This window comes from Streptomyces sp. NPDC051909 (genome assembly GCF_040681095.1).
GTDB lineage: Bacteria > Actinomycetota > Actinomycetes > Streptomycetales > Streptomycetaceae > Streptomyces.
Map to the genome: position 1 here is coordinate 96,454 of NZ_JBFAYA010000013.1, position 16,125 is coordinate 112,578.

11 protein-coding genes are annotated in these 16,125 nt (G+C 70.4%); 5 read left to right on the forward strand and 6 right to left on the reverse strand.

What is annotated here, in order from left to right; all coding sequences use genetic code 11:
* The first annotated feature begins 14 nt into the window (after window positions 1-14).
* Entirely contained in the window at window positions 15-923 is a 909-nt protein-coding gene (locus tag AB0M18_RS21675; protein ID WP_365760372.1) for a hypothetical protein, read from the forward strand.
* 75 nt (window positions 924-998) lie between these two features.
* On the opposite strand, the gene aspS is transcribed toward AB0M18_RS21675, so the two are convergent.
* Complete coding sequence (gene aspS, locus AB0M18_RS21680; protein ID WP_365760373.1) at window positions 999-2,822, reverse strand: aspartate--tRNA ligase; 1,824 nt, start codon at window positions 2,820-2,822, stop codon at window positions 999-1,001.
* 155 nt (window positions 2,823-2,977) lie between these two features.
* Between aspS and AB0M18_RS21685 the strand changes: the two genes are divergently transcribed.
* Together AB0M18_RS21685 and AB0M18_RS21690 are read left to right on the forward strand one after the other, a co-directional pair.
* Window positions 2,978-5,149 carry a SpoIIE family protein phosphatase gene (locus tag AB0M18_RS21685; RefSeq protein WP_365760375.1) on the forward strand — a complete coding sequence of 724 codons (2,172 nt, stop codon included), beginning with the start codon at window positions 2,978-2,980 and terminating at the stop codon, window positions 5,147-5,149.
* Window positions 5,150-5,292: 143 nt separating this feature from the next.
* A complete protein-coding gene (locus AB0M18_RS21690; protein WP_365760377.1) occupies window positions 5,293-6,114 on the forward strand; it encodes an MBL fold metallo-hydrolase in 822 nt (273 codons plus the stop codon).
* A gap of 28 nt (window positions 6,115-6,142) precedes the next feature.
* Here AB0M18_RS21690 and AB0M18_RS21695 read toward each other — a convergent pair whose 3' ends face one another.
* From AB0M18_RS21695 to AB0M18_RS21705, 3 genes are all read right to left on the reverse strand, one after another.
* Window positions 6,143-7,201 (reverse strand): AI-2E family transporter, encoded by a 1,059-nt coding sequence (locus tag AB0M18_RS21695; protein ID WP_365760379.1) that lies wholly within the window; start codon window positions 7,199-7,201, stop codon window positions 6,143-6,145.
* A 137-nt stretch (window positions 7,202-7,338) separates the two neighbouring features.
* Window positions 7,339-8,301, reverse strand: a complete 963-nt coding sequence (locus AB0M18_RS21700) for a pirin family protein (RefSeq protein ID WP_365760381.1) — start codon at window positions 8,299-8,301, stop codon at window positions 7,339-7,341.
* Between the two features lie 162 nt (window positions 8,302-8,463).
* Window positions 8,464-8,970 (reverse strand): SseB family protein, encoded by a 507-nt coding sequence (locus tag AB0M18_RS21705; protein WP_365760383.1) that lies wholly within the window; start codon window positions 8,968-8,970, stop codon window positions 8,464-8,466.
* Between the two features lie 175 nt (window positions 8,971-9,145).
* Here AB0M18_RS21705 and AB0M18_RS21710 point away from each other — a divergent pair, with 175 nt between their 5' ends.
* Both AB0M18_RS21710 and AB0M18_RS21715 read left to right on the forward strand, forming a co-directional pair.
* The gene (locus AB0M18_RS21710) at window positions 9,146-10,975 is read left to right on the forward strand and encodes an acyl-CoA dehydrogenase (protein ID WP_365760385.1); all 1,830 of its coding nucleotides are present in this window, start codon (window positions 9,146-9,148) and stop codon (window positions 10,973-10,975) included.
* A gap of 189 nt (window positions 10,976-11,164) precedes the next feature.
* Window positions 11,165-12,457 carry a M18 family aminopeptidase gene (locus AB0M18_RS21715; RefSeq protein ID WP_365760387.1) on the forward strand — a complete coding sequence of 431 codons (1,293 nt, stop codon included), beginning with the start codon at window positions 11,165-11,167 and terminating at the stop codon, window positions 12,455-12,457.
* Between the two features lie 74 nt (window positions 12,458-12,531).
* Here AB0M18_RS21715 and AB0M18_RS21720 read toward each other — a convergent pair whose 3' ends face one another.
* Window positions 12,532-14,340 (reverse strand): NHL domain-containing thioredoxin family protein, encoded by a 1,809-nt coding sequence (locus AB0M18_RS21720; RefSeq protein ID WP_365760389.1) that lies wholly within the window; start codon window positions 14,338-14,340, stop codon window positions 12,532-12,534.
* Window positions 14,341-14,503: 163 nt separating this feature from the next.
* On the reverse strand, window positions 14,504-16,069 hold the full coding sequence (locus AB0M18_RS21725) for a recombinase family protein (protein ID WP_365760391.1): 1,566 nt from the start codon (window positions 16,067-16,069) through the stop codon (window positions 14,504-14,506).
* Between the last annotated feature and the right edge of the window lie 56 nt (window positions 16,070-16,125).

Sequence of the window (16,125 nt, forward strand, 5' to 3'; positions counted from 1 at the left end):
CCACAAGGAACCCCATGGTCAGTTCGCCCCATGAGGCGATGCACCGCATCTTCCAGGAACACCCGGGGCTCTTCTCCCGGGTCTCGGAGGTGCTCGGCGTCGACTTCGCCCCGCCTGTCTCGGTCACCGTCCTGCCCAACGACCTCACCGAGACCCGACCCCTCGAACGCCGCGTCGACACTCTGCTGCGACTTGAGACGGAGGACGGCGGGTGCTTCCTCCTCGCTGTCGAGGCCCAGGGCAAGAAGGACCCGGACAAGCCCGCCAGTTGGGCGTACTACGCCTCGTACCTGCTCACGAAGTACCGGTTACAGCCGATGCTGCTGGTCGTCTGCCAGGACCGCGCGACCGCCCAATGGGCTGCCCGCCCGGTCCGCTTCGGCCCGCCCCAGTGGCCGCTGCTCACCCTGTGCCCGCTGGTCGCGGGGCCGCACAACATGCCGGTGGTCACCGATCCCGCCGAAGTCCGGAAGGACCTCGCGCTCGCCGCCCTGTCCGCGATCACCCACGCCACGAGTCCGGACATCGGGGCCATACTCAAAGCAATGACACATGTGCTGCCGGACACGCCGGCAGAAGTCGCCAACCCGATCATCGAACTCATCTCGCAGGGCCTGGGCAAGCACCCGGTCGCAGCACTCTGGAGGAAACTGGTGGCCGTGGACCTGTCTTTCTACAAGTCGTACCTCGCCGAAGAGATCCGAGACGAAGTCGGCGCCGAAGTCCGGGCAGAGGGCCGCGCCGAAAGCCGCGCCCAGGACATCCTCACCGTCCTCTCGGAACGGGGCATCGACGTCCCCGAGGAGGCCCGTGCGCGGATCACCGGCTGCGGCGACCCCGAGACCCTGAGCCGCTGGCTCCGGCGCGCCGTCACCGCCCCCTCCGCCGAGGAGATCTTCGCGGACGGCGACGAGGACGCGTAGTACCAGCGCGTACGAAAAGGGCCCGCACCGTCCACGACGGTGCGGGCTCCCTTCACAGCCGAAGGCTCAAGCGCGTCAGCCGCGCGCCGCGTCCGGGTGGACCGACTCCGTGATCGGGCGGCCGCCGTCGACGACCTTCGGCTCGGCCGGCTTGCGGAGCTGGATGTTCAGTTCGCGCAGGCGGGACTCGTCGAGCTCCGTCGGGGCGCCCATCATCAGGTCCTGGGCGTTGCCGTTGAGCGGGAAGGCGATGGTCTCGCGGATGTTCGGCTCGTCCGCGAGGAGCATCACGATGCGGTCGACGCCCGGGGCGATGCCGCCGTGCGGCGGGGCGCCGAACTGGAAGGCGCGGAGCATGCCCGCGAACTCCGTCTCGACGACCTCGCGCGGGTAGCCGGCGATCTCGAAGGCCTTGAACATGATGGCGGGCTCGTGGTTCCGGATCGCGCCGGAGGACAGCTCGATGCCGTTGCAGACGATGTCGTACTGCCAGCCGAGGACGTCCAGCGGGTCCTGGGTCTCCAGGGCCTCCAGGCCGCCCTGCGGCATCGAGAAGGGGTTGTGCGAGAAGTCGATCTTGCCGGTCTCCTCGTCCTTCTCGTACATCGGGAAGTCGACGATCCAGGCGAAGCGGAAGACGTCCTCCTCGAACTGGCCGGCGCGCTTCGCGGCCTCGACCCGGACCGGGCCCATGATCTTGGAGACCTCGTCGAACTCGCCCGCGCCGAAGAACACGGCGTGGCCGGCGGCCAGGCCCAGGCGCTCGGTGAGGACCTTGACGTTCTCCTCGGTGAGGAACTTGGCGATGGGGCCGGTGAGGGCGCCCTCCTCGCCGACGCGCACCCAGGCCAGGCCCTTGGCGCCGAGCGAGACGGCGTAGTCGCCGAGGCCGTCGAAGAACTTGCGCGGCTGGTCGCCGGTGTCCGGGACGGCGAGCGCGCGGACGTGCCTGCCGGCGAAGGCCTTGAACTCCGAGTTCTCGAAGACGTCGGTGATGTCGACGAGCTCCAGCGAGGTCCGCAGGTCCGGCTTGTCGTTGCCGTACTTCAGCATCGACTCGCGGAACGGGATCCGCGGGAACGGGGAGGTGACGTGGCGGCCGTTGCCGAACTCCTCGAAGAGCTCGGTCATCAGCTTCTCGATCGGCTGGAAGACGTCCTCCTGCTCGACGAAGCTCATCTCGACGTCGAGCTGGTAGAACTCGCCCGGCGAACGGTCGGCGCGGGCGTCCTCGTCGCGGAAGCAGGGCGCGATCTGGAAGTAGCGGTCGAAGCCGGAGATCATCAGCAGCTGCTTGAACTGCTGCGGCGCCTGCGGCAGCGCGTAGAACTTGCCGGGGTTCAGGCGGGACGGGACGACGAAGTCACGGGCGCCCTCGGGGGAGGTCGCGGTGAGGATCGGGGTCGCCATCTCGTTGAAGCCGAGCGCCACCATCTTGGAGCGGATCGCGGCGATGACGGCCGAGCGCAGCATGATGTTCTTGTGCATGCGCTCGCGGCGCAGGTCGAGGAAGCGGTACTCCAGGCGCCGCTCCTCGTTCACACCGTCGTCGGTGTTGATGGTGAAGGGGACCTGCTGGGCGGCGCCGAGCACCTCGACCTCGGCGGCCTCGATCTCGATCTCACCGGTCGCGAGCTCCGGGTTGACGTTCTCGGCGCCACGGGAGACGACCTTGCCGTCGACGCGGACGACGGTCTCCTTGGTCAGCTTGTCGAGGGCCTCGGCCGCGGCGGTGCCGGGACGGGCGACCAGCTGCGTGATGCCGTAGTGGTCGCGCAGATCGATGAAGAGGATGCCGCCCAGGTCGCGCCGATTGTGCAGCCAGCCGCTCAGCCGGACGTCGGTGCCGACGTCAGAGGCGCGGAGCTCGCCGCAGGTGTGGGACCTGTACCGATGCATCGTCGTTCATCCAGTTCTTCGGGATCCGTGGGTCCGCTTGATATGTCAAGCCCACCCAGGGTACCGGGACACCCGAGATCGCGATTCGAATACGGTCGGTGGTGGCCTGTGGCGACCTGTGGCGACCTGCTGTCCGATATTCATAAAGTGGGTCAATGCGCACCGAGGACGTGCTGGCCGCCATCGCGACCGGCCTGTGGAGCTGGGACAACGCCTCCGGGTTCGTCACACTCGACGCCGAGGCGGCCCGGCTGCTCGGGCTGCCCTCCGCACCCGCCCGGCTCACCGAGGCCCAGGTGCGCGCCCGCTTCCACCCGGTCGACTGGAACGAGATCGACGGGGTGGTGAACCTCGCCGTCGCCGAGGGCACCCTCGCCGAGTCCCGGCTGCGGATCATGGACGAGCACGGCCGGGTGATCCGTACGGTACGGAGCAGGTCGAAGCCGCTGGTCGAGGGCAACGACTACCGGCTGGTCGGCACGCTCCAGGAGGTCGCCGACCCGCAGCCGGGCGCCTCCGGCCCGCATACCCCCATCACCGGCGACTGGCGCCGCTCCCGCGAGGCCTTCCTGCTCGACGCGGGCCGGGCGCTCGCGGAGGCCCGGTCCACGGCCGAGGTGCTGCGGGTGGCGGCCTCGCTCTCCATGCCCGGCTTCTCGCCGGACGGGCTCGCCGTCTTCGGGATGGCGGGCGAGTGGCTCACGGTCATCGGCCACCACGGGCACGGCGACGGCGACGAGGGCCCCTTCACCTCGATGACCCTCGACACCGACTACCCGGCGGCCGAGGTGGTACGGACGGGGCGGGCGATCTATCTGCCGACCCCGGCGGAGTACGCCCGCCGCTACCCCATGACCTGGCCGCTCGCCCAGCGCTTCGGGCGGCGCTCCTGGGCCTTCGTGCCGCTGATCGTCGCCGGGCGCACCATGGGCGCGTGGATGGCGGCGTTCAAGCACCCGGTGGCCTTCACCCCCGACGAGCGCTCCGTCCTCACCACCGTCGCCCGGATGCTCGCGCAGGCGCTGGCCAGGGCCGGGGTCGCCGAGTCCGAGCGCGAGCTGTCCCTCGGCCTCCAGCGGGCGATGATGCCGGTCCTCGGACCCGGCATTCCCGGCGTCCAGGTGGCCGCGCGGTACGTGCCCACCGGAGGCGGGCTCCAGGTCGGCGGCGACTGGTACGACGTGATCCGGCTGCCCGGCGGCTCCGGCGCCGGGCGGATCGCGCTGGTCATCGGCGATGTGCAGGGCCACGACGTGCGGGCCGCGGGCCTCATGGGCCAGCTGCGGATCGCCCTGCGCGCCTACGCCTCCGAGGGGCACCGCCCCGACGCCGTGCTCTCGCGCGCCTCGCGCTTCCTCTCCGGGATCAACGACGGCACCGACGGGGCCGACGGAGCCGCGGAGGACGAGCGGCCGAGCGGCGGGGCCCGCTTCGCGACCCGGCCGAGCGGCGGGGCCCGCTTCGCGACCTGCCTCTACCTGGAGGTGGACCTGGAGACGGGCACGGTCGACATCGCGCGGGCCGGGCACCCCGACCCGGCGGTGCGGATGACCGACGGAACGGTTCTTCTGCGCCCCACCGCCGGCGGTCTGCCGCTCGGCATCGACCCGGACTCCGACTACCCCACCACCCGGCTCACGCTGGAGCCCGGCGAGACCCTGATGATCTGCACCGACGGGCTCCTGGAGACCGGCGGCCACGACCTCGACACCGGCTGGGACCGCATCCGCCGGCTCCTGGAGGCCGACGGCGGCGAGGACCTGGAAGCCCTCGCCGACCGGCTCGTCGAGGCCGTCCACGGGCCCGGCTCGCACCACACCACCGGCCCGCTCGCCGACCGCCGCGAGGACGACATCGCCGTGCTGCTCCTCTCCCGCCAGGCCGGCGGCCGGGGCGCCGCGGCGCTGCGGGAGGCCCCGCGCCGCACGATGATGACCGTCGCCCAGGCCGAGCCGGAACGCGTCGCCGCCGCCCGCGAGCAGATGCGGCAGCTGCTGCACGACTGGAACGACGAGGACCAGGTCGACTCGGCCGTCCTGATGGTCTCCGAGATGCTCACCAACGTCCTCGTGCACACCGACGGCGACGCGCTGCTGGTCGCCGAGGTGGCCTGCCGCGAGAAGGCCCGCCGGCTGCGCGTCGAGGTCGCCGACGCCAGTGACGAGCTGCCGCACAAGCGCCACCCGGGCGAGATGGCCTCCAGCGGACGCGGTCTGATCCTCATGGAGATCCTTGCCCAGGCGTGGGGCGTGGACCCGCGCGGCGAGGGCAAGGCGATCTGGTTCGAGCTGGACGAGCCGGCGTCGGGGGACGGCTGCTGCACGTGACCCGCGTGACCTTCGTGACCTTCGTGACCCGCGTGACCCGCGCGACCCGCGTGACCGGAACCCCCGGCTGACGGGCGCGTACCTGCCGGGCGGCGGAGACTGGTGTCGTACGGCCGCCGGGGGGACCCCCACGGAGCACCGTCATGGACACACACAAGGTCGGCAGCGACACCACCGTCATCGCGGACAGCCTGGAGATCCCGGGGATCGGGCACATCCCCGTCAACGCGTACGTGCTCACGGCCCGTGAGCCGGTCGTCGTCGACACGGGTCTGTCGGTCTCGGACCGGGACTTCGTGGCCGCGCTCCGCGAGGTGATCGACCCGGCCGACGTCCGCTGGATCTGGCTCACCCACCCCGACCGCGACCACACCGGCGGGATCTTCGACCTGCTGGTGGCGGCCCCCGAGGCCCGGGTGGTGACGACGTTCCTCGGCGCCGGGATCATGACCACCGAGCGGCCGCTGCCGATGGACCGGGTGTACTTCCTCAACCCGGGGCAGTCCCTGGACGTCGGCGACCGGATGCTGCGCGCCTTCCGTCCGCCGCTGTTCGACAGTCCGGCGACGGTCGGCTTCTACGACGACCGCACCCGCATCTGCTTCAGCTCCGACTGCTTCGGCGGCCCCATGCCGACCGCCGAACTGGCCGAGAGCGGCCACGCCAACGACCTCAAGCCGGAGGAGCTGCGGGGCGCACAGCTGATGTGGGCGACGCTGGACAGCCCCTGGGTGCACGTCGTCGACCCGGCGAAGTACCGGGCGACGCTCCAGCCGCTGCGGTCGATGAACCCGGAGATCGTGCTGTGCACGCATCTGCCGCCGGCCGTCCGGATGACCTCGCAGATGATCGACACGATCATGATGGCCCCGGACGCCGACCCGTTCGTCGGCCCGGACCAGGCGGCCCTGGAGGAGATGCTGAAGGCCTTCGAGCCCGGGAGCACCCCGGCCGCGGCCACCTAGACCGGCGGCCGCCTGGGTCCGCGGCCGCCTAGGACGGGCCCGCCGGCGCCCCGTACCGGCTGCGCAGCTCCCCGACGATGCCGAAGAAGGCGGCGGTCAGGGGTACGGCGAGGAGCATGCCGAGGATGCCGGCGACGGAGGCCCCGGCGGTGATCGCCAGCATGACGACCGCCGGGTGCATCTGCACGGTGCGGGACTGGACCAGGGGCTGGAGCAGATAGCCCTCGATCATCTGGACGGCGAGGACGACGCCGAGCACCCACAGCGCGATGACGAAGCCCCGGTCGGCGAGCGCGACGAGGACGGCGATGGCACCGGAGAGGAAGGCGCCGAGGTAGGGGATGTAGGCGGTGATGAAGACGAGCGCGGCGAGCCCGACCGCGCCCGGCACCCGCAGCACGATCAGGCCGATCCCGATCAGGATCGCGTCGACGAGCGCCACGAAGGTCGTCCCGCGCATGAAGCCCTCGACGGCCTCGAAGGCGCGCCGCCCCATCGCCTCCACGAGGTCGCCGGTGGAGCGGGGGGCGACCGACCGGAGCACGTCCACCGCCCGGTCGGAGTCGCGCAGGAAGAAGAAGATGAGGACGAGGGCGAGGGCGGCGGTGGCGAGCATCTCGCCGACCACGCTGAGCCCGGAGATCACCCCCGAGGCGGCCGTCCCGCCGAACTTCGCGAGGAGCTGCCTGGCGTTCTCGGCGATGTCGTCGAGCGAGGTGCCGGCCGCGCCGAAGTGCTTCGCGATGTCCTGGGCGGCCTGCCGCAGCGAGTCGACGATCTGGGCGCCGGTGTCGACGAGGGCGGCGACGACGACGTACGTGGCGCCGCCGACCACCGCGAGCACGGCGAGCACGGTCAGCCCGGCGGCCGGCGACTTCCGCACCTTCATGCGCAGCAGCCGCCGGTGGAGCGGGCCGAGGAGCGCGGTGCCGAGCAGGGCGAGCAGCGCGGGGGTCACGGCCGTCTTGAAGACCACGCACAGCCAGACGAAGACGGCCGCGACTCCGGCCACGAGCAGCGCGACGGCGCACCAGGCGCCGGTGCGGCGGGCGCCTTCGGGCAGCAGCGGGCGGGCTTCGGCGGGCATGGACCCACCAGAGCACGTGCGTCGGCGTGTCGTCGCGCGCTGCCGGGCCGTACGAGTGACGCCGTGTCAGGGAGCGGAGACGGTACGGGGACGGGGGCGGCGCCCTCGTCCCCGTACCGCTGCCTCCGTGAAGGCCCTTACTCGCCCATCCCGTGCACCGCCGGGATCGTGCCGAGCCGGCCCGCCTGGAAGTCCTCGAAGGCCTGGCGGAGTTCGGCCTGGGTGTTCATGACGAACGGGCCGTAGTGCGCCATCGGCTCGCGGATCGGCTGCCCGCCGAGGAGCACGACCTCCAGGTCCGGGGTGTTCCCGTCCTGCTTCTCGTCGGCGCGCACGGTCAGGGCGCCCCCCTTGCCGAAGACGGCGGTCTGGCCCATGTGGACCGGGCGCCGCTCGGCGCCGACGGTGCCGCGGCCGGCGAGGACGTACGCGAGGCCGTTGAAGTCCTCGCGCCACGGCAGGTTGATCTCGGCGCCGGGGCGGAGGGTGGCGTGGATCATCGAGATCGGGGTGTGGGTGATGCCCGGGCCCTGGTGCCCGTCGAGCTCGCCGGCGATGACGCGGAGCAGCGCGCCGCCGTCGGGAGAGGTGAGCAGCTGGACCTGGCCGCCGCGGATGTCCTGGTAGCGGGGGGTCATCATCTTGTCGCTCGCCGGCAGGTTCACCCACAGCTGGAGGCCGTGGAAGAGGCCGCCGCTGACCACGAGGTGCTCCGGCGGGGCCTCGATGTGCAGCAGGCCCGAGCCGGCGGTCATCCACTGGGTGTCGCCGTTGGTGATGGTGCCGCCACCGCCCTGCGAGTCCTTGTGGTCGAAGATCCCGTCGATGATGTAGGTGACGGTCTCGAAGCCGCGGTGCGGGTGCCAGGGCGTGCCCTTGGGCTCGCCGGGCGCGTACTCCACCTCGCCCATCTGGTCCATCATGATGAACGGGTCGAGGTACTGGTAGTTGATGCCGGCGAAGGCGCGGCGCACGGGGAAGCCCTCGCCCTCGAAGCCCTGCGGGGCCGTGGTCACGGCGAGCACCGGGCGGGCGACGGCGTCGGCGGCGGCGCTGACGCGGGGCAGGGTGAGCGGGTTCTCGACAGTCACGGCGGGCATGGCGGGACCTCCTTGGGCACGCACCTTCGTGGGTACGTTGTACGCCCACTTTAGTTGAATGCTGAACTTCCTGCCACCCGGAACGCGAAACGCCCGGGAGGAATTCCTCCCGGGCGCCGCTCGCACGTCCAGCGTCGGTCAGCCGTCTGCGCAGCCATGGCTTCAGCCATACATCCGGCGCATCGCGTAGTCGACCATCTGCTCCACGGCCTTGGCGTCGAAGACCATCCGGTGGTCGCCCTCCATGTCGAGGACGAAGCCGTAGCCGGTCGGCAGCAGGTCGATCACCTCGGCGCCGGTGATCACGAAGTACTTCGACTCCTTGCCCGCGTAGCGCCGCAGCTCCTTCAGCGTGGTGAACATCGGGATCACCGGCTGCTGGGTGTTGTGCAGCGCCAGGAAGCCGGGGTTGTCGCCGCGCGGGCAGTAGACCTTGGAGGTCGCGAAGATCTGCTGGAAGTCCTCGGCCGCCAGTTGCCCGGTCGTGAAGGCGCGCACCGCGTCCGCGAGCGACGGCGGCGACGGCTCCGGGTAGAGCGGGGGCTGCTGGGCGTAACCACCCTGCATGCCGGGCTGCATCCCCTGCTGCATGCCGGGCTGGGCGTACTGCCCCTGCGGAGGCGGCGCGTACTGCTGCTGGGCACCCGGGTTCTGCTCGTAGCCGTACATGGTCAGAGGGTATCGAGCCCGCGGGGCGGGGTGCGGCCCGCGTCACAGATGTCCGGAAAGGGGTTGCCCTTATTACTGGTGGGTAGCATCATGGAGAAGAGCGTGAGCTACTCATGAGTAGTAGCAGTGCGTGCACGAGGTCCTTCCCTCCCCGAGCCTTTACGGAGCCGTCGCCATGGGGCACTACAAGTCGAATCTCCGCGACATCGAGTTCAACCTCTTCGAGGTGCTCGGCCGCGACAAGGTGTACGGCACCGGTCCGTTCGAGGAGATGGACGTCGAGACCGCGAAGAGCATCCTCGACGAGATCCGCCGCCTCGCCGAGAACGAGCTGGCCGAGTCCTTCGCCGACGCCGACCGCAACCCGCCGGTCTTCGACCCGGAGACCAACACGGCCCCGGTCCCGGCCTCCTTCAAGAACTCGTACAACGCCTTCATGGAGTCCGAGTACTGGCGTCTGGGCATCCCGGAGGAGATCGGCGGCACCGTCTCCCCGCGCTCGCTGATCTGGGCCTACGCGGAGCTGCTGCTCGGCTCGAACCCGGCCATCTGGATGTACTCCTCCGGCCCGGCGTTCGCCGGCATCCTCTACAACGAGGGCAACGAGGCGCAGAAGAAGGTCGCGAAGATCGCGGTCGAGAAGCGCTGGGGCTCCACCATGGTGCTCACCGAGCCCGACGCGGGCTCGGACGTCGGCGCCGGCCGCACCAAGGCGATCCAGCAGGAGGACGGCTCCTGGCACATCGAGGGCGTGAAGCGCTTCATCACCTCCGGTGAGCACGACATGGAGGAGAACATCCTCCACTACGTCCTCGCCCGCCCCGAGGGTGCCGGCCCCGGCACCAAGGGCCTGTCGCTCTTCCTCGTCCCGAAGTACGAGTTCGACTGGGAGACCGGCGAGCTCGGCGCCCGCAACGGCGTCTACGCCACCAACGTCGAGCACAAGATGGGCCTCAAGGCCTCCAACACGTGCGAGATGACCTTCGGCGACAAGCACCCCGCCAAGGGCTGGCTGATCGGCGACAAGCACGACGGCATCCGCCAGATGTTCCTCATCATCGAGTTCGCCCGCATGATGGTCGGTACGAAGGCGATCTCCACCCTCTCCACGGGCTACCTCAACGCCCTGGAGTACGCCAAGGAGCGCGTCCAGGGCACCGACCTGGCGCAGTTCATGGACAAGAGCGCCCCCAAGGTCACCATCACGCACCACCCGGACGTGCGCCGCTCGCTGATGACGCAGAAGGCGTACGCCGAGGGCATGCGCTCCCTCGTCCTCTACACGGCCACCGTGCAGGACGAGATCCAGCTCAAGGAGGCGGCCGGCGAGGACGCGAAGGCCCTGATCGGCCTGAACGACCTGCTGCTCCCGATCGTCAAGGGCTACGGCTCCGAGAAGGGCTACGAGCAGCTGGCGCAGTCGCTGCAGACCTTCGGCGGCTCCGGCTTCCTGCAGGAGTACCCGATCGAGCAGTACATCCGGGACTCCAAGATCGACACCCTCTACGAGGGCACCACCGCCATCCAGGGCCAGGACTTCTTCTTCCGGAAGATCGTCCGCGACCAGGGTGCCTCCCTGAACGCGCTGGCCGAGGAGATCAAGAAGTTCCTCGCGGTCGGCACCGGCGGCGAGGAGCTGGCCGGCGCCCGCGACGCGCTCGCCAAGGCGGCCGTGGACCTGGAGGGCATCGTCGGCGTCATGCTGACCGACCTCACCGCCACCGGCGAGGACCTCAAGAACATCTACAAGGTCGGCCTCAACACCACCCGCCTGCTGCTCGCCTCCGGCGACGTGGTCGTCGGCTACCTGCTGCTCAAGGGCGCGGCCGTGGCCGCCGAGAAGCTGGCCGCCGGCGCCTCCGGCAAGGACGTCGCGTTCTACCAGGGCAAGATCGCGGCCGCGAAGTTCTTCGCCGCCAACGTCCTGCCCGGCGTCTCCGCCGAGCGCGCGCTCGCCGAGGCCGTGGACCGCGGCCTGATGGACCTGGACGAGGCCGCGTTCTAAGTACCGCACAGGTACGCGACCTCGCTCCGTACAGGAACGGCTCGCTCCCGGGGAGGGGGGCGGGCCGTTCCGCCTTTCGCCGTATACGCCTTCGCGCCGTGTACGTATTCGCGCCGTGTACGTACTTCGCGCCGTGGAGCGGTCCGGTACCCCCAGTCCGCATTCCGAGACATGCGTAAGGTGAACGTCATGAGTAGCGCGCCTTCCCGCTTCGACCGCGGCCACACAGATGACCTCATGACCTTCCTGGCGGCCTCGCCGTCGCCGTACCACGTGGTGGCCAACGCGGCCGAGCGCCTGGAGGAGGCCGGCTTCCGCAAGGTCGAGGAGACCGCCGCCTGGGAGGGGACGACCGGCGGGAAGTACGTGCTCCGCGGCGGGGCGATCATCGCGTGGTACGTGCCGGAGGGCGCCGCCCCGCACACCCCCTTCCGGATCGTCGGCGCCCACACCGACTCGCCGAACCTGCGGGTCAAGCCGCAGCCCGACTTCGGCCGCGAGGGCTGGCGCCAGATCGCCGTCGAGATCTACGGCGGACCGCTGCTCAACAGCTGGCTCGACCGCGACCTGGGCGTGGCCGGCCGGCTCACGCTCCGGGACGGATCCCAGCACCTGGTGAACGTGGACCGGCCGCTGCTGCGCGTGCCGCAGCTCGCCATCCACCTGGACCGCCAGGTCAACGAGGGCATGAAGCTGGAGCGCCAGCGCCACATGCAGCCCATCTGGGGCCTGGGCGAGGTCCACGAGGGAGACCTGATCGAGTTCGTCGCCGGGGAGGCGGGCGTCGACGCCGAGGACGTGGCGGGCTGGGACCTGATGGTGCACGCCCTGGAGGCCCCCGCCTACCTGGGCCGCGACCGCGAGCTGCTCGCCGGCCCGCGCATGGACAACCTCATCTCGGTGCACGCCTGCGTCGCCGCGCTCACCGCCGCCGCGAGCCGCCCCGACCTTCCGTACATCCCGGTCCTCGCCGCCTTCGACCACGAGGAGAACGGCTCGGAGGCCGACACCGGCGCCCACGGCCCGCTCCTCGGGAACGTCCTGGAGCGTTCGGTGTACGCGCGGGGCGGCGGTTACGAGGACAAGGCGCGGGCCCTCGCCGGCTCGGTCTGCCTCTCCTCCGACGTCGGCCACGCCGTGCACCCCAACTACAGCGAGCGCCACGACCCGACGCACCACCCGCGCCCCAACGGCGGCCCGATCCTCAAGGTGAACGTCAACCAGCGCTACGCGACCGACGGCAGCGGCCGGGCCGTGTTCGCCGCCGCCTGCGAGAAGGCGGGCGTGCCCTGGCAGTCCTTCGTCTCCAACAACGACATGCCGTGCGGCACCACGATCGGCCCGATCACCGCCGCCCGCCACGGCATCACGACCGTCGACATCGGCGTGGCCTGCCTGTCGATGCACAGCGCCCGCGAGCTCTGCGGCGCGGAGGACCCGCACCACCTGGCGAACGCGCTGGTGGCGTTCCTGGAGGGCTAGGGCCTGTCCGGCCCCAGACGTGAGGTGGCCCCGGCCGGTTCGGCCGGGGCCACCGCTCGTCAGACGTCCAGGCCTCAGGCGTCCATGCCCGCGAGGATCAGCGGGAGCCGGGCCGCGCCGTCCTCCGTGACCTTCACCGGCACGCCCCAGTCCTGCTGGTGCACGTGGCAGGCCGGGTACTCGTTCTCCGGGTCGTCGTCGCAGGACGCGGCCATGGCGGACACGTGCAGCACGCCCTCCGTCACCTCCGGGTTCAGCTCCAGCTCGCGGAAGAGGTCCGTTCCCGTGCCCTCGCCGCCGAGCAGCAGCTCCGGCGGGGTCGAGGAGACCAGGAGGCGGGTCGAGGGGCCGTAGCGGGTGTCGAGCTTCTGGCCCTTCGGGGCCTGGAAGACCACGTCGAGGCGGAGCCGGCCCGGGGCGACGTCGGTGGCCTCGCGCTGGGTGCGGTGGGCGACCGACTCGACCTGGACGGCCTCCTCCGGCAGCCGGAGGCGGGTCAGCCGGTGCCGGGCGGACTCGACGACCACGACGTCCTCGCCGACCACGACCGCGTCGCTCGGCTCGCGCAGATCGGTGGCGAGGGTGGTGACCTCGCCGCTCGCCGGGTCGAAGCGGCGCAGGGCGTGGTTGTACGTGTCGGAGACGGCGACCGAGCCGTCGGGGAGCGCCGTCACGCCCAGCGGGTGCTGGAAGAGCGCCTGGTCGGCGGCGCCGTCGCGGTGCCCGAAGTCGAAGAGGCCGGTGCCGACGGCGGTGTGAACGACATGGTCGGTGTCGATGTAGCGCAGGGCGCTGGTCTCGGAGTCGGCGATCCACAGCCGGTCGGCGGTGGCGGCGAGCCCGGAGGGCTGCGCGAACCAGGCCTCGGCGGCGGGCCCGTCGACCAGGCCCTCGTTCGTCGTCCCGGCCGCGACCTCGACGGTCCCCGTCTCGGGGTCGTACGTCCAGATCTGGTGCACGCCGGCCATGGCGATCCACACCTTGCCCTGCCACCAGGCGACGTCCCACGGCGAGGACAGGTCGACGTCGAGGGCCGGGCCCGAGGTGGGGGAGCCCTGCCACCACTGACGGCCGGTGCCCGCGATCCGCTCGATCACCCCGCTCTCGGGGTCGAAGGTCTTGAGGGCGTGGTTCACGGTGTCGGCGACGACGACCTTCCCGTCCGGCAGCAGCGCGAGCCCCTGCGGCTCCCGGAACTCCCCCTCACCGCCGATCCGCCGCACGACGGTCTCGCCGTCCTCGGCGAGCTCGACGAGCTGGTGCCGGGTGGTGTCGGAGACCAGGAAGTTCCCCGACTCCAGGAGCACCGCCTTGCCGGGGAAGCGCAGATCGGTCGCGACCGGCTCCGGCGGCACGTACGGCCCGTCCCCGCGCCGCAGCGTCCCCTTCGCCTCGTGCTCCGCCTCCAGCTCCTCGACGAGCGTCCGAAGCGCGTTGGCGTGCCCCTCGCCCGCGTGCTGGGCGACGACATACCCCTCGGGGTCGATGACGACGAGCGTCGGCCAGGCCCGTACCGCGTACTGCTTCCAGGTCGCCAGCTCCGGGTCGTCCAGCACCGGGTGATGCACCTCGTACCGCTCGACGGCGTCGACGACCGCCTGGTGCTCGGCCTCGTGCACGAACTTCGGCGAGTGCACGCCGACGATCACGAGCGTGTCGCGGTGCTTCTCCTCCAGCTCGCGCAGCTCGTCGAGGACGTGCAGGCAGTTGATGCAGCAGAAGGTCCAAAAATCCAAGATCAATACGCGACCTCGGAGGTCGGCGAGCTTCAGGTCCTTTCCGCCGGTGTTCAGCCAGCCGCCCTTGCCGATCAGCTCGGGGGCACGGACACGGGGACGGCGGGGCGCAGGCGCGGGGGTGGGCGCCGGGGCGGCATCGTTCATGGTTCAAGCTTGCCATCCTGGTAGGAATGTCGGATCACACACGTACGGCAGCGGGCGCGACGGATGGCTGCGGACGGGGACGAGACGACCGCCGGTGCGACGGCACCGGAGGCCTGGCCAGGTTCCACCACAACGCGGCCTTGGAACGTCATCGGTGGCGACCTCACTCCGTCGCTTCGTCACATGCTGATCCCGCCTCGCCAGCGGCACTCATAGCCCAGACGATCCGGCAGCGCTCGTCGCCGTCGAACCTGACACCCACCCTTCCTCGCCGGACTTCCACCCGATCGATGGCGAGACCAAGACGCTCGCGCCTGCCGGCCACATCGTCGGCTTCCCAGGCTTCCCACAGGAGTCCGGTGTCCCGGAGCGAGGAGAGATCGGTGGAAGGAGTCGGCATCAGCAGCAGATCCGCGCGCAAGCCCGCGATCCGGTTGCGCAGCCGTCCGGCGATCCGGTCGTACCGGTCGACTGCATCCACGCCGTCGAACTCACCACGGAGATACCTCGCCTCCTCCAGATCCGCCAAACGGACCTCCTCATCCGCGAGCTCCGCCTCGATGGCGTCGCGCTTCGCAAACACGTCCGCGTTCTCCTTGCGCATGCGGCGCTCCGTGATCACAGCAAGCAACGGATCACGAGAGTTCAAGGACGGTACGCGTGACAGGAACGCGCAGGTCACGTAACTGTCGAGGCTCTCCACCCGAGCTGAGACACCGGAGCATCCACGCCCCATCCGGTGGCCGGAACACTGGTACGACGTACCGGCCTTGCTCATCCGGGCCCCGCAGAGCCCGCACCGCGCCATGCCGGTGAGCAGGGATCTTCCCTGCTCGTGGCTCTGCCGTTTGCCGGCCAGAGGGAACACGCGTGCCTCAAGCAGACGAAGGATCAGCTCCCGCTCCGTGATCGTAATGATCCCCTCGCCGACGCTCACGGTTTCGAGCGTCTCCGGATCCCGGTAGAGAGATACCCGGTTCTTGTACTTACGCGTCCCGTCCGGCTGCTCCTCGTACTCGGTCTGCGGCATGAGACCGGCGAAGGCCGGGGAGCGAAGGAGTTGCTTGACGCTCGACGCGTTCCACTCGCCTCCGCGAGCCGATTCCACCCCGTGTTCGTTGAGCAGCCGGGCGATGCGGACGAGCGTCTTCCCGGAGAGCGCCTCGTCAGCGATCAGGCGGGCGTAGACAGCGGTCTCAGGGTCGTGGATGAGCTTCTTGGTTTCCGGATCCACCAACAGTCCGTACGGCGGACGCCCTCCGATCCACTGCCCTCTCTGTCGCAAATAGCGTTTCGCGTTGCCGACGCGCATCCCGAGATCGCGTGACTCGCTGCGCGCGAGTTCCGCCAGCATCGCGATGGCGCCCCGGGCATCGTCTTCCTTCGTGTCGAGGCCGTCCATGACGGAGACCAGTCGTCCGCCAGTGCGTTCCATCTCGTCGAGCGCCCTGCCGACCTCACTGATGCCCTTGCGGGACAGCCGATCGATCTTCCAGACAATCAGTACGCCGGCGACCCCAGCGGCAACGGCCGTGATCGCGGCGTCGAAGCCCTTGCGGCTGACGTTCTTGTAGCCGGAGCGCCCACGGTCGACGTGGACCTTGCGGATCGTCAGTCCGTTGCGCTCCGCCCAGGCTCGGCAGTCGGCTTCCTGACGGTCGATTGCGGTTTTGCCCTCCCGGTCCAGTGACAGACGCAGGTAGAGGTCAGCAGTGGTGAGTCGGTGCATGTCTCCCACGCTGAAGAAAGGCACCGATATCGGCCCTGGAAAACCAGAAGCCGAGT